At 63.9% G+C, this 19,391-nt stretch carries 15 protein-coding genes; 11 read left to right on the forward strand and 4 right to left on the reverse strand.

Annotation, left to right across the window (positions count from 1 at the left end):
- Positions 1–413: 413 nt before the first annotated feature.
- Positions 414–1,085: a TetR/AcrR family transcriptional regulator gene (locus tag J1M81_RS06935; protein WP_032371643.1), complete on the reverse strand. Its 672-nt coding sequence runs from the start codon at positions 1,083–1,085 to the stop codon at positions 414–416.
- A gap of 14 nt (positions 1,086–1,099) precedes the next feature.
- Positions 1,100–1,702, reverse strand: a complete 603-nt coding sequence (locus J1M81_RS06940; RefSeq protein ID WP_206497807.1) for a dihydrofolate reductase family protein — start codon at positions 1,700–1,702, stop codon at positions 1,100–1,102.
- A 216-nt stretch (positions 1,703–1,918) separates the two neighbouring features.
- Between J1M81_RS06940 and J1M81_RS06945 the strand changes: the two genes are divergently transcribed.
- The 8 genes from J1M81_RS06945 (at position 1,919) to J1M81_RS06980 (ending at position 12,944) form a co-directional block, all read left to right on the forward strand.
- Positions 1,919–6,853 (forward strand): AAA domain-containing protein, encoded by a 4,935-nt coding sequence (locus tag J1M81_RS06945; protein ID WP_206497808.1) that lies wholly within the window; start codon positions 1,919–1,921, stop codon positions 6,851–6,853.
- 101 nt (positions 6,854–6,954) lie between these two features.
- Entirely contained in the window at positions 6,955–8,172 is a 1,218-nt protein-coding gene (locus J1M81_RS06950; protein WP_206497809.1) for a metallophosphoesterase, read from the forward strand.
- 28 nt (positions 8,173–8,200) lie between these two features.
- The gene (locus J1M81_RS06955; protein WP_027497968.1) at positions 8,201–9,040 is read left to right on the forward strand and encodes an HAD family hydrolase; all 840 of its coding nucleotides are present in this window, start codon (positions 8,201–8,203) and stop codon (positions 9,038–9,040) included.
- Between the two features lie 190 nt (positions 9,041–9,230).
- Positions 9,231–9,779 carry an LpqN/LpqT family lipoprotein gene (locus tag J1M81_RS06960; RefSeq protein ID WP_052061704.1) on the forward strand — a complete coding sequence of 183 codons (549 nt, stop codon included), beginning with the start codon at positions 9,231–9,233 and terminating at the stop codon, positions 9,777–9,779.
- 219 nt (positions 9,780–9,998) lie between these two features.
- Complete coding sequence (locus J1M81_RS06965; protein WP_206497810.1) at positions 9,999–11,204, forward strand: plasmid pRiA4b ORF-3 family protein; 1,206 nt, start codon at positions 9,999–10,001, stop codon at positions 11,202–11,204.
- 11 nt (positions 11,205–11,215) lie between these two features.
- The gene (locus tag J1M81_RS06970) at positions 11,216–11,905 is read left to right on the forward strand and encodes a DUF998 domain-containing protein (protein ID WP_231578209.1); all 690 of its coding nucleotides are present in this window, start codon (positions 11,216–11,218) and stop codon (positions 11,903–11,905) included.
- 73 nt (positions 11,906–11,978) lie between these two features.
- Complete coding sequence (locus tag J1M81_RS06975; protein ID WP_231578210.1) at positions 11,979–12,536, forward strand: DUF3558 domain-containing protein; 558 nt, start codon at positions 11,979–11,981, stop codon at positions 12,534–12,536.
- Positions 12,537–12,548: 12 nt separating this feature from the next.
- Positions 12,549–12,944 (forward strand): hypothetical protein, encoded by a 396-nt coding sequence (locus J1M81_RS06980; RefSeq protein ID WP_045841349.1) that lies wholly within the window; start codon positions 12,549–12,551, stop codon positions 12,942–12,944.
- Between the two features lie 60 nt (positions 12,945–13,004).
- On the opposite strand, the gene J1M81_RS06985 is transcribed toward J1M81_RS06980, so the two are convergent.
- Positions 13,005–14,378 carry a dicarboxylate/amino acid:cation symporter gene (locus J1M81_RS06985; protein WP_027497711.1) on the reverse strand — a complete coding sequence of 458 codons (1,374 nt, stop codon included), beginning with the start codon at positions 14,376–14,378 and terminating at the stop codon, positions 13,005–13,007.
- A gap of 314 nt (positions 14,379–14,692) precedes the next feature.
- Between J1M81_RS06985 and J1M81_RS06990 the strand changes: the two genes are divergently transcribed.
- The 3 genes from J1M81_RS06990 (at position 14,693) to J1M81_RS07000 (ending at position 17,755) form a co-directional block, all read left to right on the forward strand.
- Positions 14,693–15,370, forward strand: coding sequence for a vancomycin high temperature exclusion protein (locus tag J1M81_RS06990; protein WP_045841347.1), 678 nt, complete (start codon positions 14,693–14,695; stop codon positions 15,368–15,370).
- Entirely contained in the window at positions 15,367–16,068 is a 702-nt protein-coding gene (locus tag J1M81_RS06995) for an aminoglycoside 3'-phosphotransferase (RefSeq protein WP_027497709.1), read from the forward strand. Before J1M81_RS06990 ends, J1M81_RS06995 begins: the two co-directional genes overlap by 4 nt.
- A gap of 91 nt (positions 16,069–16,159) precedes the next feature.
- Complete coding sequence (locus tag J1M81_RS07000; RefSeq protein WP_241257716.1) at positions 16,160–17,755, forward strand: ABC-F family ATP-binding cassette domain-containing protein; 1,596 nt, start codon at positions 16,160–16,162, stop codon at positions 17,753–17,755.
- A gap of 9 nt (positions 17,756–17,764) precedes the next feature.
- Here J1M81_RS07000 and J1M81_RS07005 read toward each other — a convergent pair whose 3' ends face one another.
- The gene (locus J1M81_RS07005) at positions 17,765–19,381 is read right to left on the reverse strand and encodes an AMP-binding protein (protein WP_032393044.1); all 1,617 of its coding nucleotides are present in this window, start codon (positions 19,379–19,381) and stop codon (positions 17,765–17,767) included.
- Between the last annotated feature and the right edge of the window lie 10 nt (positions 19,382–19,391).

Genomic DNA, 19,391 nt, shown 5'->3' on the forward strand with positions numbered 1-19,391 from the left:
GTATCTCTCTTCGCTCGGTGTAGGCGCACATCGCGTCGGTGCACTCGATGGGAGGTGGGTCCGGCTGGGCATGTCCGTTTGATGGTTGTCGGGTCGTTCCGCAGGCTCCGGTCCTGCGCCCATGCAGCACTCCGGTCGACTTATTCTAGCGGCAACCGGGCCCTGTGCCGTGCCAACGGCGTTCGGGGTGAGTGTGATTGATCACGAACGAGCCAATTCAATTCTGTGACAACACATTCCGTACTGGACATTTTCTTTGCTCTGCCTCACATCGGATTCGTACTCACGAGTAGCGTTGTCGGGACGCATAATTCGTGATTCCTCACCATCTCTGGCTACCGGCGAGTACATTACCGACGGGTACAGGTCGACGAAGGCGGTTTCGGACGAGCAGCAGGTTGCCGAGGAGGCGTTCATCCGGTGTGTCCGACGCTCTTGTCCGGTATCCGCAACGCGTTGACCCACAGCCTCGTCGCAGTGGCGAGCAGCGCCTCGTAGTCGGCGTCGGGATTGCCGTCCTCGGCGTCGACGACGAAGTGGTTGAACGCGAGACGACTGATCATCGACGACAACGCGCGGGAGGCGAGCAGGGGATCGAGGTCGGTATCCGCCACGCCGCGTTTCTGCAGGCTCTCGATACTGCGTGCGTTGCGTCGAACGAACGCGTCGGCGCGTTCGCGGCGTAGGCGGCGAAAGTCGGGATCGATGTTGGAGACCTGCTCGAGCAGTGCCATCAGCTTGGCGTTGCGCCGATATGCCTCGAAGTACGCCCGGTTGCTGGCTGCGATCACGGCAGCGGGATCGTCGTGCGGGTCCACCCGTTCCGTGCCGGGGTGCAGCATGTCGTCCCTGGCCTGTTCGAGCACCGCGGCCAGAATCTCTTCCTTGCTGGTGAAATACGTGTAGAAGGTCCCAGCCGAGCAGTGCGCGGCTCTGGTGATGTCGATCAGCCGGGAGTCGAGGTAGCCGCTGTCCTCGAACACGCGTCGGGCGGCTGCCACCAGTGCGGATCGGGTCCGTAGTCCGCGCTGGGTCGTCGGCCGGCGAGTCGGCTGCTCCCCTTCGGACACCGGTGCGGCAGGCATTCAGTCTTTATACGTCATCGCTCACCGCCGTCGGGGCGAACCAGCCGGGTGAACCGCACGCCGCTGTCGAACTGGCGTGAGTGCAGATGCTCGAACCGTCGTGCGATCGGCGGCTCGGGTCCGGTCTCGGGCGCGAACAGCCCGATTCCCCGGCCGAGCACGACGGGATAGACCTTGAGAAACAGCTCGTCTATCTCGTCGACGAGCTGCCCCGCGAGGTGGCCGCCGCCGCAGAGCCACACGTCGGCGTCGCTGTCCTCGGCTTTGAGTTCTCGAATCAGGTCGATCGGGTTCCGGCCGACGATCGGCTCGGTCGCGTCCGTCGCGGCAGGCAACGTGTGGGAGAGCACGTACTGCCGCAGATGGGGGTACGGGCTGGTGATGCCGATGTCGAGTGCGGGTTGCAGGGTCGCCCGGCCCATCACCACGGTGTCGAACCGCGCCGGCGGGGCATCGATGCCGAGTGCGGCGCGGACGTGCACCGGCAGCGTCTCGGGCAGCTCGGTCACGATGGCCTCGAGGTGATCACCCTCGGTCGCGAAGCAGTCGTAGGTGCCGTCGGGCGCGGCGATGAATCCGTCGAGTGTGACGGCGATGTAGTAGACCAGCTTGCGCATGCGACGCTCCTGCGATCGTCGGCCCATGCGTGTCCGGACGGGCCGCGTTTTCTGTTGTCGTTCCAAGCAACCGAGTCGGTCTTTGTGACCGAACACTAGAACGCATTCTGTGTGCTCGGACCCCGGTGAACAACTGCTTTTCAACGGCTACTGTGACGCGGGTGCGTAAGCACTGTCCCCTGGCGGGACGGCCATTCGAGCATTTGTGGGGAAACTGTGACGGCTGCAGCGGCTACCGGTCGTGAATACGACGACGAGCTCAAGAGCAGGGTTGCGCGCCTGTTGCGCTTCCTGCGCGAGATAGTCGAGGCGCGGTCGAATCCGGTCCTGAGGTTCGACGATCATGTCCAGGTCGAGTGGCTGTACTCCGGTGAGATTCCGGTTCGTCTCGACCCGAAGGCCGGCCAGGGCGGGGTCGTACTTCGGGCGCCGCGCATTGCCGTCGACGACCCGCCCGAGCCACCGGCGCTTCTGACGGGTTGGCTCGATCCCCAGGTCGTCGGTGACAGTCGCTACCGCGAGATCGAGCTCGCCGACGCGTCGACGGCGGCATCACGTCGTCGCGGCGAGGCGCAGGAGTCCGACGCCGATTTCGATATTCGCAAGGCCTACGAGATCAAGAAGGCTTTCGAGCAGTACTCGGAGTCCTGGAAGCAGTGGGCTCAGGAAGATCGAGACCGGCGGCCCAAGGCAGCGCTGTACCAGGCATTGCAACTGATGATGCAAGAGCTCGCCTCGCGCCCCGAGTCGATCGAACTGGTGGTGGCGTCGGGTCTGCTGACGTCGAGCAACCCCGACCCCCAGCGCAGCGTGCGTACTCACCTCCTCACCCAGTCGGCCGGAATCGAACGTGATGTGCGGACCGGCGACCTGTTGGTTCGACTGGTCGCCGGTAGTGCCCCGCGTCTCGAGGACGGCCAGCTGCTCACCGGATCGAAGGACTTCGATACCTCCGGCTCGGTGGCCCTCGCCGAGAAGCTGCACGGCAACGTCGACTCGCCCCTCGGTGAGGGCGTCGAAGAATTCTTGCGCGAATGGGCGACGCGAGTTCCCCGTCACGAGATCGAGGTGCTCGATCGCCTCGGGCCCCCGGGAGCTCTCGCGTACATCGACGACGATCGAACGCTGACGGTCTCACCCGCACTCGTGCTCCGAACCCGCGACTCGTTCGCGCTGGTCGAGTACTACGAGCAGATGATCGCCGATCTCGACGCCGCCGACTCACCGGTTCCGCTGGGCCTCGCGCAATTGGTCGACGCGATCGAGCCGGCCGATCGCATGGCATGGCTCGAACGGACCGGAGCCGGCGCGTCAGCGGCGCTGGCCGAAGATCCGCTGTTTCCGCTGCCGGCCAACGCCGAGCAGTCGCAGATCATCGAACGACTCGGACGCGACAGCGGTGTGGTCGTCGAAGGGCCGCCCGGGACGGGGAAGACCCACACCATCGCGAACCTGATGTCCGGGCTGCTGGCGCGAGGTCAGCGGGTTCTGGTCACTAGTGAAAAGTCACAAGCTTTGCGAGTCCTGCGCGACAAGCTGCCGCCCGAGTTGCAGGAGCTCTGCGTCTCGATCACCGACCTCTCCCGTGGTGGTTCGGACGAGTTGAATCGCAGCGTCGCCAAGATCGCCGAGCGTAAGACCTCGTTCGACGAAGCCAGTGAGCAGCAGAAGATCGACGCGCTCACCACCCGCCGCGCGGCCGCGCTCGCTCGTCGGACAGAACTGCTGAACCGTGTCAGCGCCCTTCGCGAATCCGAAACCGTTGTGCACGAATATGTTTCGGATGGGTACGACGGCACGGTGGCGTCGATCGTACGTAAGGTCAAAGCAGCCGAAGGCGCCCACGAGTGGCTGCCCGGGCCGTTGCTCGCCGACCGGCCACCGTTCGACGGTGCCCAGGTCGACCAACTCCGAGCGCTGATTGCGACCTCCGACGGTGCCCGCGAGCAACGATCGCGCCAGGTGCTGCCGCGTCCCGAAACGATGCTGCCGAATTCGGCCGAACTCGCAGCGCTGTGCCGACGTGTGCACACGTCGATAGACGCCGTCCCGCCGCTGGCTGCCGACCTGATCACGTTGCTGGGCGGCGTCGAACCTGCCGTCTCGTCCGACATCCGTTCTCTCTGCGAGGAATTGGCGGCTCGCGTGCGAGTGGTCGCGGAGCTCGATGCCACGTATGCGCGGGTGACCGACTCGGTGCTGTCCGGCGAAGCGTCTCACCTGTGGTCGCGGGTCAGCGGAATCGACGACCTCGTTGCCACTGCCGCAGCGTCCGACCGGTACATCGGCGCGCACGACGTGCAGTGCTCGTCCACGTCTGCTGCGACTCTGCAAGCTATGGATGCGCTCGCAGCTGCGCTGGAATCGGGAATCGAATGGAAGCCGCGATTTCGGCGTAGCGAGGAGCAGAAGACCGTCGAAGCTCTCGGCATCGTCGCCACCGTCGACGGGCAACCGGCGACGAGTGCGATGGCCGCTCGGCTTGTCGCGGAACACATTCGGGCTCTCGACACCGTGCAGACGGCGGCGGTGTTGCTGTCCGACCTGGCGATCGTCGTCCCCCTCGACGGCCCTCGATCGATTCGCGTCAACACCGTTGCGCAGATCGCCGATCGGCTCCGTTCCGTAGCGGCAGTGGTTGCCGCTCGTGACGCGCTGGTACACCGGCTCTACACGGTGTCGCCTGCTGCGCCGTGGATCCGAAGCCTCGCCGAAGCTCAGGAGATAGCCGGAGCCGCTGCGGCCATCTCCGCGCGCGTCGACATCGACATCGCCCGCGCCGAGCTGGACGCTCTGCAGTTCGCGGTGGCCACTCGTATCGACGCGGGACCGTCCCCCGAAGGTCTGAACCTGGTGACGGCCCTCGGCGCTGCCGATCCTGCGGAATTGGCAGGCGCGGTCTCCGCCTACGCTCAGGCCTGCGCGGAGCAGGAGAATCAGCTGCTGCTCGAGTCGATGTCGGCCACACTGTCGGCAGTCGCGCCGGCCCTGTTCGAGTTGGTCAAGGACACCGCGGCAGACCCGGAATGGGACGAGCTCAGTTGGCAGCTGTCCAAGGCGTGGGCGTGGCGTCGCGCGCGCGAATGGGTCGGTGAGCAGCACCACGGGGGTCTCGAGCAGCAACTCGAAGCGGAGTTGGCCGCCGCGGATGTCGATATCGCTTATCTCACGACGCGTCTCGCTGCCGCGAGTGCCTGGCTCAACAGCCTGCAGCGGATGACGGCCGTCGAGGTTCGCGCACTGCAGACTTACCGCGAGCACATTTCCAGTATCGGTTCGGGTGCCGGCAAGTACGCCGAAACCTACCGCAGCGCAGCACGATCGGCGATGCGAGAGGCACAGAGCGCGGTGCCCGCCTGGGTCATGCCGCTCTCCCAGGTGCTCGCGTCGATTCCGCCGGTGCCGGGTAGCTTCGACGTCGTCATCGTCGACGAGGCCAGCCAGGCCGACATCACGAGCCTGTTCCTGCTGTACCTCGCGCCTCGGGTGATCGTGGTGGGAGACGACCGGCAGTGCGCGCCCGCCGATGTCCCTCAGGCCGGCACGCTCGAGGACGTGTTCGACCGCCTCGATGTATATCTCCCGGATCTACCGGAGCACGTGCGGGCGACGCTGACACCGCGGTCGAGTCTGTTCTCCATGCTACGCACCCGGTTCGGTCAGGTGGTGCGACTACGAGAGCACTTCCGTTCGATGCCGGAGATCATCAATTGGTCGAGTCAGCAGTTCTACGGAGACTCGCCACTCGTGCCGGTGCGGCAGTTCGGTTCCGATCGACTGCCGCCGCTTCGGCACACGTACGTTCGCGGGGCGACGGTCACCGGAAAGAACGCCTCGCTCGTCAACCGTACCGAGGCCATCGCCATCGCCGAGCAGATATCCGAGTGCCTCGCCGATACGGCGTACGACGACCTGACCTTCGGAGTCGTTGTGCTGCAGGGGCAGTCGCAGGTCGACGAGATTCGCAACGAGCTGATCAAACGTATCGGCATCGAGCAGTGGGAACAACGCCGCTTGCGAGTGGGCACGCCACCGGACTTCCAGGGCGACGAGCGCAACGTCGTGTTCCTGTCGATGGTGGTGGCACCGGATCAGAACTTCGCCACCCTGACCTCGAACCAGTACAAGCGTCGGTTCAACGTGGCCGCGTCGCGGGCGCAGGATCAGTTGTGGCTGTTCCATTCGGTCACCGTCGATCGCCTCAAACGAGCAGACCTGCGTAACTCTCTGCTCGGCTACGTCACGTCGGTCTCACCCGCTCCCGCCGATCCGATGCCCCAGAACGTCTCGCGCGAGATCAGGAAAGCCCCGTTCGAGACGCTGCTGGAACAGCAGCTGTTCAACGACCTCGTCGAGCGTGGCTTCCACGTCAATCCCGGTGTCGAAGTGAACAATCGGCGTATCGCGCTCGTCGTCACGGGGGAGTCCTCTCGCCTCGCCGTCGAATGCGACGTCGATTCGTTCTCGACCACCCCCGCGCAACGATCGGCGGATCTGCAACGCGAGCAGGAACTCAAGCGATGCGGGTGGACGTTCTGGCGCGTGCGGGAATCGGAGTACCACCTCGATCGTGACGGTGCTCTCGACAGTCTGTGGTTCACCCTCGCGCGATTGGGAATCAAGCCCGGTGCCGTTGGTGCGGAAGGCGGAACGGCGTCCGAGGAGACCTGGACACCGGTACCGCTCGAGTCCTCGCAGTTCGACGATTCCGGGGCTTTCGAGGCTGCGACACGAACGAACGCACCCGTTCGGCATGATTCGGTGCTGTCTCTGTGGACGATGCCCCGCCTCGACATACCTACCGACAACACCGCCGACACCGACACCACGAACGGAACCGGCACATCCAGACGGTCGGGGTCGACCAACGGAACCGGTGCTGCGAACGGTTCGAGCACGATCGACGCGACCGGAGCTCCGCGCGTGTCCACACCCCCGACAGCACCGAAAGAGCCTGCCGTAGCTGCGGACTCGGACGGACCGGGTGCATCCGATTCGGTCGACAGCTCCGAAGAAGTGCGGGGCGCGGTCGACGGAGCCGAATCGAGTGGTGGCGTCGAGGAGTCCGAGAGCTCGGTCGACGAGGTGGTCGCCGAGCACCAACTGCCTCTCAACGGACTGCGGGGATACACCACGCGCCGAAGCCCGTAGGTGTAGTCCGCGGGAGTCGCGGCCCGTCAGCGTGCAGCTCGTTACCGTCGTAGTCTGGTTCGCGGTATTCGCGCACGTTCGAGCAAAGAGGGTCTCCGCCGATGGCAGATCGACAGACGCAGGGGCTGCACGCCGACAGGGCGGTGCCCGAACGGCCCGACCGAACGCTTCGTCGGCGAATCTTGCTGCCGGCCACGGTTGTTGCACTGTGTGCGGTGCTGTTCGGGCTGCCCATGTGGACCGTGCTGTTCGCGGGGGCGCAGTGGCCGCCGGTGGTTCGGCTGCTCGGCGCGGCACTGGTGATCGCTGCCGCGCTCGCCTTGCCCACCGCGATGTATCTCGGTCACCGGCCCGGCAGCGAGGGGGACAGGAAGGACGCCTGGGCGCGTCTCGGCGACGTCCTGCTGGGTCTCGCCTGGATCGCGTTCGTATGGTCGGCGCTCTCACTGTTGCTCAGGCTCGGGCTGTGGGCGGCCGGTGTCGACGATCCATTGCGGTCGCGAATCACGGCGGCGGCGACGGTGACAGTGATCGTCGGCCTTGCCCTCTGGGGCCATTACGAGGCCATGCGCACTCCGCGCGTTCGGCACACGAGCATCAGCATCGCCCGGCTCGGTGCCCGATTCGACGGCCTGCGAGTCGTCCTGGTCACCGACACCCACTTCGGTCCGGTGAACCGAACCGTGTGGTCGAGGCGACTGACCGACGCCGTCAACGCGCTCGAACCGGACGTGCTCGCGCACGTCGGCGACATTGCCGACGGTTCCGTGTCCACGCGCAGGCAACAGGCTGCGCCGCTGGAATCGATGCGCGCGTCCGCCGCCCGCGTCTACGTCACCGGGAATCACGAGTATTTCGGTGAGGCGCAGGAGTGGCTGGACCACATGCAGAGCATCGGGTGGAACGCGCTGCACAATCGTCATGTCGTGCTGCATCGAGGTGACGATGCCTTGGTCATCGCCGGTGTTGACGACGCCACGGCAGCAGGGTCGGGTGCCCCCGGCCACGGTGCCGATCTGGCTGGGGCACTGGCCGGGGCCGATCCGTCGATCCCGGTGTTGCTGCTGGCCCACCAGCCGAAACAGATCGGCGACGCCGTCCGAGCGGGCGTCGATCTTCAGGTGTCCGGCCACACCCACGGCGGTCAGATCTGGCCGTTCGCGGCATTGGTTCGACTGGACCAGCCGGTGGTGCACGGACTGAGCAGGCATGGAGCGCGTACGCAGCTCTACACCAGTCGGGGGTCGGGATTCTGGGGGCCGCCGTTCCGGGTGTTCGCACCGAGTGAGATCTCGGTCCTGACGTTGGTGGCAGGCTGACGCGTCGGCACCTGGCAGTATCGGACGGGTGAGGCACACGGGAGAGATCCAGGTAGTCGCAACCGATCTCGACGGCACGCTACTTCGTTCGGATCGAACGGTGTCGGCGCGGACGGCAGATGCGATGGCCGCGGCCGAAGCCGCCGGCATCCGGGTGGTGTGGGCGACGGCGCGGGCGCGGCACTCCATCGCCGAGCTTGCGGCGTCGTGTGGGTTCACCGGTACGGCAGTGGGAGCGAACGGTGCGGTGGTGCTGGACCTTGCCGATGGCAGCCCGGTCATCGTCGCGACCAGGTCGGTGCCGACGGAGACGGTCGCGGCTGTCACCTCCGCCGTTCGATCTCTGGTTCCCGGTGTGGCGTTCGCAACCGTGGGTGCCACTCGTTTCGTCGCCGAGTCGAGATACGCGGAGCTGTGCGTCTTCGCCGACCATCACCGCCACCCGCACGAGATGGAGCTGTCGGAGGACGGTTTGTCGGCCGACATCGAGCCGACAGTCAAAATTGTTGCACGACACAGTGATACGCCGAGCGAGGAGTTGTACGCGTTGGTGGCCGAGGCAGGTCTCGTCGGTGTGGAACTGACGCACTCCGGGGCACCGTACATCGAGATGTCCGCCGCCGGGGTATCCAAGGCCACTGCTCTGGCGGAGTTGTGCGAACAGTGGGGCGTAGCTCAGGACGACGTGGCAGCGGTGGGAGATGCGCGCAACGACCTTCCCATGCTGGCGTGGGCCGGTACCGCGCTGTGTCCATCGAATGCTGCGGAGCCGGTGCGCGCTGTGGCCGATCGTGTACTGCATTCGCACGACGACGATGCGGTTGCTCGCTATCTCGAAGAACTCACCGAGCGTCGAGTGCAGCGGTAGTCGTTCGCGATACTGTTCTCGGTCGACCGGCCTTCGACCCATCTGGGTCCGACATCACGGATGGCGTTGTCTCGGAACAGATCGCTTTGTCTCCGAACAACAGTGACCTGCTGTGTGGAGTCGTCGAGGTAGGTTCGGCGGACGCCGGTAGCCTCGGTCGTGCCGAATCGACCACCACGAAGGGCCTGCAGTGAACGACTCTCCCACGACCCGACCGTCCGAACCCACCACGATCGCCGAGTATCTCGACGCTCATGCACTGCAGGTGTTGCCGCTGGACGGCGCTGCGGCGGCCGATCTCGGCATCACGGTGCCGGTTCCCGCGGGGTGGCAGACGCTCGATCCGGCACAGTTTCCCGGTGCGACCCAAGTGACGGTCGAGCCGAACCTGGTGGAGAACGGTTTCGCGCCGAATGCTGTCTTGCTGGTCGGGAAGCTCTCTCACTCCATCGACCCGGAAGCGTTGATGGCGTTGGGTTTCGGTGACGGGCGCGCGATGCCCGGGTGGGTCGAGCGGGAGGCGAGTACGGCGTCGTGGGTCGGTTGGCCGTCACGGTTCATTCGGGGCACCTACGTCGCCCAAGGGCTCGCGGCTGCGGTGACGACGCGCTACGCAGTGGTCGGCGAGGGAGCCCAGTACTTGGTCCAGTTGACCGTGACGACGCTCGAGTCTCAGCTGGATGCGCTCGCATTCGACGTGTCCGCGATCAACGACGGACTGACGCTTCCCGCGGCGTAGAGGCACTCGGATTTTCTATGCCAACCCCGTGCTGTCGGGCCGGGAAAGATGCAGTCGGGCGGACGCCCCGGCGACCGAGCCGCAGCAGTCCAGGGCGCACGGAGTCTGCCCCGCGCGAGAGTAGGCGATGCCTGTCCGCTCTATCGCCGCAGACGGCGTCCGAGTGCGCCGGGCAGCGACACCTGGGTATGCCGCACCGATCCGGCTAGGGTCGTTCGCATGTCGATCAGAACCGGCCGCGTTCGGCACCTGTCGGTGGTGCCGGATATCCCCGAAGCCGACGAGCCGGCCGAACCCAGCGCAACGGAGGGTGCCGCGCGTGGCCTGGCGAATCTGGTGCTGAGGGTGAGTATCGATCACACGCGGCCGTCGATCTGGCGACGAGTGCGCGTGCGATCGGATCTGTTGTTGTCCGAGTTGCATTCGGTACTGCAGATCGCCGTGGGCTGGGAAGACCGACACCTGCACGCATTCAGTGTCAGAACCGCGGGGGCGACCCGACGGTTCGAAATGCAGGAGACCCTCGACGACGAACCGGACGACGATGCCTCCAGCGAGGAGCGGGTACGCGTCGACGAGGTGTTGACGCACCCGGGATCCGTCATGACGTACGAATACGATTTCGGTGACGGGTGGACCCACACGGTCGAGCTGGAACACGAGGACTCCGATATCGACGACCTTCGTTCGATCTGTCTCGACGGCGCCCGCGCGTGTCCTCCCGAGTCCTCGGGCGGTCCGTCGCGCTATACCCAGGCGCTGGACATCTCGGCAGACTCGTCCGACCCCGAACACTCCGAACTTCTCTCCCAGTGGGGTCCGACGTTCGACCCGGCCCGTTTCGAGGTCGATGCAGTCAACCGCGTGCTGCAATCCGCCGATGTCGGTAGGTCCACGCTCGCCGAAGCTGTCGCGGCCGCACCGGCCATCGGGCGACTGTTCGACCGAGTACGACCCACCCAGGTGCCGTCACTGATGGCGTTGCTGCCCCGGTGCGAGCTCACCGTCGAGAGCTCGGTGGACCTGGCGGTTGCCGAGATCGCGATGGCCAAGCTCACCTGGTTCCTCCGAAAGGTCGGCGACGGCGGCGCTGTCCTCACCGATGCCGGCTACCTCAAGCCCGCGTTCGTGGCAGCGATCCGCGACGAGCTCGATTGGGGTCTGGGGTGGGGAACACTACGACACGCTCACCTCCCACTCGCATCGATCACCATCCCGGCAACAGGAAGCGGTGGCACACACGACGGTGCGTGCCACCGCTTCACCATGCCGTCGTTGACAGGCCGACCTCCATATGAGAGCGGCTTCGCCGCATGTGCGCGGAAATTCGTAGCAGAGACCGAGTTTCCGCGCACAACGATCCAAGGGGGTTCGAGCAACGGTTCGGGCACCATGGAGGTCGGACGCGACCGACGTCGTTCGTGAGAGGGGTCTTCGTGTCGATTCGTCCGGCCGAGGTCGGCACCGTGTCGATCGTGTTGGGAGCGCTGGTCGTTCTGGTTCTCGATGCTCACACTGCATGGCAGACGCCTTCGCACCTTCGGCGCACGATCAGTGAATACGGACTCGGCGCACAGCAGTGGGTGTTCTCGATCGGGGTCGTCCTGCTCGCGTTGGGTTCTGCTTTCACTCTGCTGGCCGCGGTGCGACAACGGCTCACCCGACATACCTCGGTAGCGTCCTTGTGTCTGATGCTGTGGACTATCGGCCTTGTTGCCGTTGTCGCCGTGCCGAAGCAAGATTGGTCGAACGACGCGTCACTGAGCCTCGGCGGGACGATCCATCGACTCGGTGCGGCAGTGGCGTTCGTCAGCATCCCCGTCGCGGTCTTCGCGTTCTCGCGGCCCTGGATTCGTCAGGGTCCATGGACTGTCCGGGCACGAACGACACTGTGGCTGAGCGTGCTGTCCGTCTGCACGCTGCTCCCGATCGCATACGCACTCGTTGTCGGTGCCGTCGGCACGCGACCCTGGTATCGGGTGGTCACCCTCGGCTACGTGGAGCGCGTGCTCGTCGTTGCCGAAGTGATCGCATTGATCTCGCTGGCCTTGTGGGTGTGGGCAGCCGAACGTAGGAGTCCTGCTTCCGTGAAGTCGCAGGAGATCGAGGCCTCGCGGCCCGTCTAGGGAACCGATCGCGCGTTGCGTGCGTCCAACCTGTCAGTGCCGTCGGAGTCGAGAGGTTGAATGAATGCGTGTGATGTCTGGACGTCGAATTGCTGTGGCGTGCAGCGCGGTGCTGTTGCTGACGGGATGCGCCGGCTCGACGAATGAAAGCCCGGTCGCGAGCGAGGACACATCCACGTCGGCGGTGACACCGGGTCCACGAGAGCCATTCGATCCATGCACTATCCCGAAATCTGCGGTGACAGCAAGCGGCTTGGACGTGAGTACGGAACGACCCGACTTCGCTGGAATCACCACATACCCGGGTTGGAAGAACTGCACGTGGGATGCACGAGGGCCGGAGGCCTGGTACTACCTGTCCGTCATGTCGTCGATCAACTCGATCGACGAGTATCTGCGTAGCCCACAGAACGAGCGGCAACTCTCAGTCCAGGTCGGCTCGCGTGACGCAGTTCAATACAACTCCGACTACCAAGGAAACCCGCCGACTGGATGTGACATCGCATTTGACGTGAACGGAAATCTGATCATTTTCGTGGTGGACACGATTGGTTCAGAAGACACCTTGGGTGATCCGTGCGAAGAGGTTATGGAGCACGCAATCAAGCTCGAGCTGCACCTACCGAAGTGAGGAAGTAGACGCATGACCGACAGATCGTTCGGACTCACCGACAACCTCATTCATTGGCAGATGCTGCGGGACCGAGCCTCCGCAGGCGAGCTCTCGGTCGAATCGGACGTTGCCCAGCGGTGTGACAGGGCATGCGAGATTTATTTGCTCGACCTGTCCAGGATGCTCGAGATGACCAAGGGTCTGTCGAGGCCTGAAGCTTTTGGCAATCTGCCGTCAGCCCAACAACTCGGAGCCAAATTCCATCGCCTTGCTGTCGGCGAAGAAGGCTCCGCTCGCTTTGCGATCAAGCAGCAGATCGAGATCATCAAGACCATGCGCGAGTTCTTTCGACACTATTTCGCGAGTGTCGAGGCCGTGGACAGTGCCACCGCGGCAACAGTCGAAGCGCTGTCGCCACCGCGATAGACGAAAAATCCCGACGACCCAGTTGCTCGGTCGTCGGGATCGGTCGTTCGAAACGTGCTGCTAGCGAGCCAGTTCCACTTCGGCTTCCTCGTCGACGAAGGGATCGCCGTTGCGCGGAGCGTTGTAGCGCTCGAGATTCAAGATGCCTTCCCGCTTGGCGACGATGGTCGGCACCAGAGCCTGACCGGTGACATTGACCGCGGTACGGCCCATGTCGACGATCGGTTCCACTGCAAGCAGCAGGCCGACGCCGGCGAGAGGCAGTCCCAAGGTCGACAGCGTAAGAGTCAGCATCACCGTCGCGCCTGTCGTTCCTGCTGTTGCCGCTGAACCGATCACAGACACGACGATGATCAGCAGGTAGTCGGTGATGGTCAGGTCGATACCGTAGAACTGCGCGACGAACAGTGCTGCGATGGCGGGATAGATTGCCGCGCAACCGTCCATCTTCGTCGTCGCCCCGAGCGGTACCGCGAACGAGGCGTACTCACGCGGAACGCCGAGGTTGCGTTCGGTGACACGCTCGGTGAGAGGCAGAGTGCCGATCGACGACCGCGAGACGAAACCGAGCTGGGTCGCCGGCCACACGCCCGAGTAGAAGGCGCGCACCGAAAGACCATGAGCGCGAACGATCAACGGGTACACCACGAAGAACACAACAGCCAGGCCGACGTAGATCGAGACGGTGAACACTCCGAGCGAACCGATGGCGTCCCAGCCGTAGGTGGCCACAGCATTGCCGATCAGAGCAGCAGTGCCGATCGGCGCGAGGCGAATGATCCACCACAGCACCTTCTGGACAATGGCCAGCAACGAGGCGTTGAACGCGAGGAAGGGCTCGGCCTTCTTGCCGACCTTGAGTGCAGCGATACCGATGGCAGCGGCGATCACCAGCAACTGCAGGATGTTGAAGCTCAACGACGTGGTCGCGGTACCGCTCTCGGCAACCGTGGTCTTCGCACCGAGCGCGAGGAAGTTGTTCGGCACCAAACCGGTGAGGAACGACCACCAGGATCCGACGCTGGACGGATCTCCTGCCGAGTCCGCCCCAGCGCTGGTCCGCGATCCGGGCTGGGCGACCAGACCGATGACGATGCCGATGATCACCGCGATGAACGCCGTGATGGCGAACCACCACAGCGTCTGGATTGCCAGACGTGCAGCGTTCGTGACTTCACGAAGATTGGCGATGGAACTGACGATGGCCGTGAAGACCAGCGGAATGACCGCGACGGTGAGCAGCTTGACGTAGCTCGAACCGATGGTCGAGAGGGTACCGACCAACCAGTTTTCGTTGCCATCGGCCGCGTCGGGCATCGATCGAGCGATCAGCCCGAACACGACACCGAGTACGAGACCGGCAACGATCTGTGGACCGAACGCGGTTGCCCAGGTAGGGACACGGCGCGTACGGGTAGCGCTGGGCGCAGACATGGTTATGCCTTTCGAAAAGAAGAGACGCCGACAGAGGTGGGCGAGAAAGTGCTCATCGGGACGATGTGCCCGACGGAGAGGTTGCGGTCTAGAGGACCGTCAACAGGTAGCGCTGGCTTGCAGACGCAAGTCGACGTAGCGTCGAGAGGTCAGCAGCGGATTCACTGGTAAGACGGTACTCGTCCGACAATCGCCGCGACGGGCAGGGTTCTTCTGAGGGTTCACTGTGGAATCGATGAGGGTGCGCTGCGCGATCGACGGTTCGCCGATTTCGTGAGCTACGTTGAGTTTTCCGCAGCCGACGAAACGAGATCATGAGTACGACAGCAAAGCCTCGAGGACTGGTTCGGCGACTACTACAAGCGATGTGCGCTGTTGTCGCAGCGCTGGTCGCGGTCGTTCTGGCATCGGCCGGATGGGTTGCGTACGCGACGGCGGGCAAGGTCTACGACGTCGACGACGCACCGGACGCGCCAGTAGGGATCGTTCTCGGTGCCCAGGTGCGCGACGGCAAACCGATGCGCTTTCTCGCCGGTCGGCTCGACACCGCCATTCAGTTGATGGAGGCCGGAAAGATCAAGGCAATCCTTGTCTCCGGTGATGCAGACGGCAAGTCCGGCAACGAGATTCAGGCTATGACCGAGTACCTGATCGAGCATGGAATCGACCCTGACGTCATCATCGGAGACGATCACGGCATCGATACCTACGACACGTGCGCCCGCGCGAAAGAGACGTTCGGCGTCGAACGTGGACTCATCATCAGTCAACCCCTTCACGTCTCGCGCGCCGTGGCGCTGTGCGAGGACATGGATCTGGAGGTCGACGGCGTGACCGCCGATTGCATCGACTGCAACACGCTCGCTGTTGTGCGGAACTACGCACGAGAGTTGTTGGCACGCCCCAAAGCAGTTCTCGATCTGTGGTCCGGACGCGATCCAGTCGTTGTGTCCCCGCCGAACGATTCACTTGCGACAATCACCGGCAAATGAGCGTGCCCGACGGCGGTATCGCGGTCCCGACCGTCGTACGAGAGTTGGCAGGGTACGACGGAATCGAACCTGTGTGGTCGAATGTGCTGGGAGGCATGACATTCCGCCTCGGCCAGGCGCGCTACGTCAAGTGGACGCCGGTCGAAAGCTCGATCGACCTGGAAGACGAGCGGTGTCGTCTGGACTGGGTAATTCGGTACACCCCGGTTCCGAAAGTCCTCGAAACCGGTTCGGACGCTACCGGGTCCTGGATGATGACTGAGGCTCTGCCGTGGGAGAACGCCGTCGCCGATCGCTGGATGGAGGACCCGGCCACCGCGGTCCGAGCGGCGGCAACCGGCCTTCGCGCCTTTCACGATGCAGTCCCCGTCGCGCAGTGCCCGTTCGACTGGTCGGTGGTCTCTCGTATCGGCGATCGCGAGTTGCCGGTGAAATCTCCGTCGGTCGATCGACTGGTCGTGTGTCACGGCGACGCCTGCATGCCGAACACCCTGATCGCCGCCGACGGATCCTGCGCAGCGCACGTGGACATGGGCAGCATGGGCGTCGCCGATCGTTGGGCAGACCTGGCACCGGCAATCTGGAGTACCGAATACAACTTCGGCCGGAGTTACTGCGATGCATTCTTGGATGCGTACGGCATAGACCTCGACCGTGAACGGCTCGATTACTACTTGTGGTTGTGGGAGTCGACCTGATCGGCGACGCGGAGCGTTCGCACCGACGCGACTACAGTGAGCGAGTCGGTTCGACGACTCAGCGAACCCCGTGCTTTACAGGAGTGGACGCTTGAGCTGGATTCGCTTGAACGACGTTGCCAAGGGATACGACCAGAAGGTGATGTTGCGTGAGGTGTTCTTCCGCCTCGCCGACGGCGATCGCATCGGTCTGATCGGCCGCAACGGCACAGGCAAGACCACTCTGCTGCAGCTTCTTCTCGGCCGAGAGACCCCGGATTCGGGGACCGTCGACGTCACCGAGGGTGCTCGCATCGGCTACTTCTCGCAGTTCTCCGAATTGGACGGCGACCGCAGCATTCAAGCGGAGCTCGAATCTCTCTTCGGTGCTGTCCACGCAATCGAGACCGAGTTGGCCGAGGTCGAGGCCGCATTGGGCGGTGACCTGGACGAGAAGCAGATGTACAAGCTCGTCGATCGTCAAGCCGAACTGCTCGACGCCATGGAGAACAGTGGCGGTTGGACCTACCACCAGCAGATCGATACCGTGTTGTCGATGCTCGGATTCAACGCCGAACGACGGGAGCTCCCCGTCGATCGACTGTCCGGTGGTTGGCGCAACCGCGCGGCGTTGGCCAAGATCCTCATCGAGGCCCCGGACGTCCTGCTCCTCGACGAGCCGACGAACTTCCTCGATGTTGCCGGAATCGCGTGGCTCGAACGCTGGCTACGAGACTTCCGCGGTGCGCTACTCGTTGTCTCGCACGACCGCGCATTCCTCGAGCAGGTCGTCACCAGCATCGTCGAAATCGAGAACCATCACCTGCAGACCTATGACGGTAGCTACTCGGAATACGTGCAGCAGAAGCAGTTTCGACTCAAGAACCTCGAGCGTGAGTTCAGCAACGAACAGCAGCTGCTGGCCTACGAGCAAGAAGCGATCAGTGATCGTAAGGAAGCAGTGAAGAACCCCAGCGGCGTGCTCAAACGTCGACTGGCGAACATCAAGAAGAGCAAGAGCCCCCGCCCGGTCGACACGGTGGTCACCGCAATCTACGGCGGATTGCATGTGCACGACAACCTCGCGGAGATCAAGGGAATCTCGAAAAGCTATGGCGAGCAACGACTCTTCGAGAACATCTCGTTCACCGTGCATCGCGGCGACCGCATCGCCATCACTGGACCCAATGGATGTGGAAAGACCACTCTCGTCGATATTCTCGTCGGTGCCGAGCAACCCGACAGTGGCAAGATCAAATGGAAGACCAAGGCACCGTCGTTCATCTATTACAACCAGGTGCTCGCCGATCTCGATCTCGACGACACCGTGTCGCACTCGGTCAACGCGATGCCGGGCAGTCTCGCTCTGACGGCGACGAAGAAGGAAGTCCACCGCTTTCTCACGTTGCTGCAGTTCTCCGAGATGGATCTCAAATCGAAGATCGGCGTGCTGTCCGGAGGGCAGAAGGCACGAGTTGCATTGGCGCAGTGCCTGTTGTTCGGCGCAGGCGTCATCGTGCTCGACGAGCCCACCAACCACCTCGACCTACAGAGCACCCAGGTGCTCGAACGTGCGCTGATGGCCTTTCCCGGCGCGGTGATTCTGGTGAGCCACGACAGGTTCTTCGTCGAGAAGGTGGCATTTCGGCAGCTGTCGTTCGACGGCAAGGGCGGCGTCACCGAAATCGCCGGTGTGCAAATGGCGTGACCAGAGTTGCTATCCGTTGATCTTGGACGCGGACGTGCCCCACTCGGCGTCGCGCAATTCCTTCTTTCTGATCTTGCCCGTCGATGTCTTCGGCAGCTCGACAATGAACTCGACGTTGCGCGGAGCCTTGTACGACGCGATGGCCGATTTCACGTGCGCCACGAGCTCGGCTTCCGAGACGTCCACGCCGGCCACCAGCACCACGAACGCCTTCGGCCGCTCTCCCCATTTGTCGTCGGGCACCCCGATGACCGCAACATCCGCGACGGCAGGATGGCTCGCTAGTGCCTGTTCCACCTCGATGGTGGAGATGTTCTCGCCGCCGGAGATGACGACGTCCTTGGCGCGATCGAGTAGCTGAACGTAGCCGTCGGGATGCATCACCCCGAGGTCACCGGAATGGAACCAGCCGCCCGCGAAAGCCTGTGTCGTTCCGGCCGTGTCGTTGTAGTACCCCTTCATGACGTTGTTGCCGCGCATGACGATCTCACCCATTTCGGTGCCGTCGGGTTCGACATCGATCAAAACCCCACCGGGGCCAGGCTTGTCGCGGACCACGCGCAGACGGTCTGCGGTGAGCATGCCGACTCCTTGTCGAGCCAAGCGACGGGCCTGTTCGTCGGCGTCCAGTTCGAGCCATTCCTGCTTCGCCTCGCACACCGAATACGGACCGTAGGTTTCGGTGAGGCCGTAGACGTGTACGAGCGTTGCTCCCAATGCTCGAATCTTGGCGATGATCGTCGGGCTCGGAGGAGCTCCCGCAGTGACGATGGTCAACGGTCGATCGAGTGAATGTGCCTGTGCAGCAGTGGCGAGAGTGGTCAACACGGTCGGCGCACCGGCAAGGTGATCGACGCCGTTGTCGATGGCCGACCAGATGGCGTCGCCGCGCACTCCGCGAAGGCACACGTGGGTGCCGGACGCGGCCGTGACCGCCCACGTGGTGCACCACCCATTGCAGTGGAACATCGGCAGAGTCCACAGATAGCGGGTGTCGACCCCGAATCCCTGGTGGTGAAGTTCCCCCAGGGAATTGAGGTAAGCACCGCGGTGGGTGTACATCACGCCCTTGGGTCGACCGGTGGTGCCCGAGGTGTAGTTGATCGTGATGGTCGACGTCTCGTCGTCGACCTCCCAATCCATCGGTTCGTCCGTGCCCCGTTCGAGGAACGCGTCGTATCGCGTGGTGTGCGGCAGCCTGTCGTACGTGCCGTCCACCGAGGGGGTCTCGACGATCTCGGTGACCGAATCTGCGATGGGATCTGTTCCGAGACCGGCCAGCAGTGCCGAATCACCCACCAACAGAACCGAACCGGAGTGATCGCAGATGTACCGAACTTCGTCCGGCGAGAGCCTGGTGTTGATCGCGACCAGAACGGCACCGGCCAGTGGCACCGCGTAATGCGCGAACAGTAGCTCTGCCGAGTTCGACGCCATGTAGGCCACCCGATCGCCGTGGCCGACCCCCGACGCGCGCAGTGCATGCGCGAGCCGGGTGACGGCGGCGGCGAACTGCTCGTAGGTGAAGGTGCGCGGACCATCCTCCACGGCGATCTTGTGGGGATGAACCTCCGCAGCGCGTTCGAGAAAGCGAAGTGGTGTCAGCGGAGTATCCAGACCGGTCATGCCAGCCAAT

The sequence above is a fragment of the Rhodococcus sp. KRD175 genome, from assembly GCF_017168275.1.
Classification (GTDB): Bacteria; Actinomycetota; Actinomycetes; order Mycobacteriales; family Mycobacteriaceae; genus Rhodococcoides; species Rhodococcoides fascians.

Excerpts from the sequence above, each read along its gene's own strand:
- J1M81_RS06935 (WP_032371643.1), bottom strand. The coding sequence starts at position 1,085 with ATGCCTGCCGCACCGGTGTCCGAAGGGGAGCAGCCGACTCGCCGGCCG.
- J1M81_RS06940 (WP_206497807.1), bottom strand. The coding sequence starts at position 1,702 with ATGCGCAAGCTGGTCTACTACATCGCCGTCACACTCGACGGATTCATC.
- J1M81_RS06950 (WP_206497809.1), top strand. The coding sequence starts at position 6,955 with ATGGCAGATCGACAGACGCAGGGGCTGCACGCCGACAGGGCGGTGCCC.
- J1M81_RS06965 (WP_206497810.1), top strand. The coding sequence starts at position 9,999 with ATGTCGATCAGAACCGGCCGCGTTCGGCACCTGTCGGTGGTGCCGGAT.
- J1M81_RS06975 (WP_231578210.1), top strand. The coding sequence starts at position 11,979 with ATGTCTGGACGTCGAATTGCTGTGGCGTGCAGCGCGGTGCTGTTGCTG.
- J1M81_RS06980 (WP_045841349.1), top strand. The coding sequence starts at position 12,549 with ATGACCGACAGATCGTTCGGACTCACCGACAACCTCATTCATTGGCAG.
- J1M81_RS06985 (WP_027497711.1), bottom strand. The coding sequence starts at position 14,378 with ATGTCTGCGCCCAGCGCTACCCGTACGCGCCGTGTCCCTACCTGGGCA.
- J1M81_RS06990 (WP_045841347.1), top strand. The coding sequence starts at position 14,693 with ATGAGTACGACAGCAAAGCCTCGAGGACTGGTTCGGCGACTACTACAA.
- J1M81_RS06995 (WP_027497709.1), top strand. The coding sequence starts at position 15,367 with ATGAGCGTGCCCGACGGCGGTATCGCGGTCCCGACCGTCGTACGAGAG.
- J1M81_RS07005 (WP_032393044.1), bottom strand. The coding sequence starts at position 19,381 with ATGACCGGTCTGGATACTCCGCTGACACCACTTCGCTTTCTCGAACGC.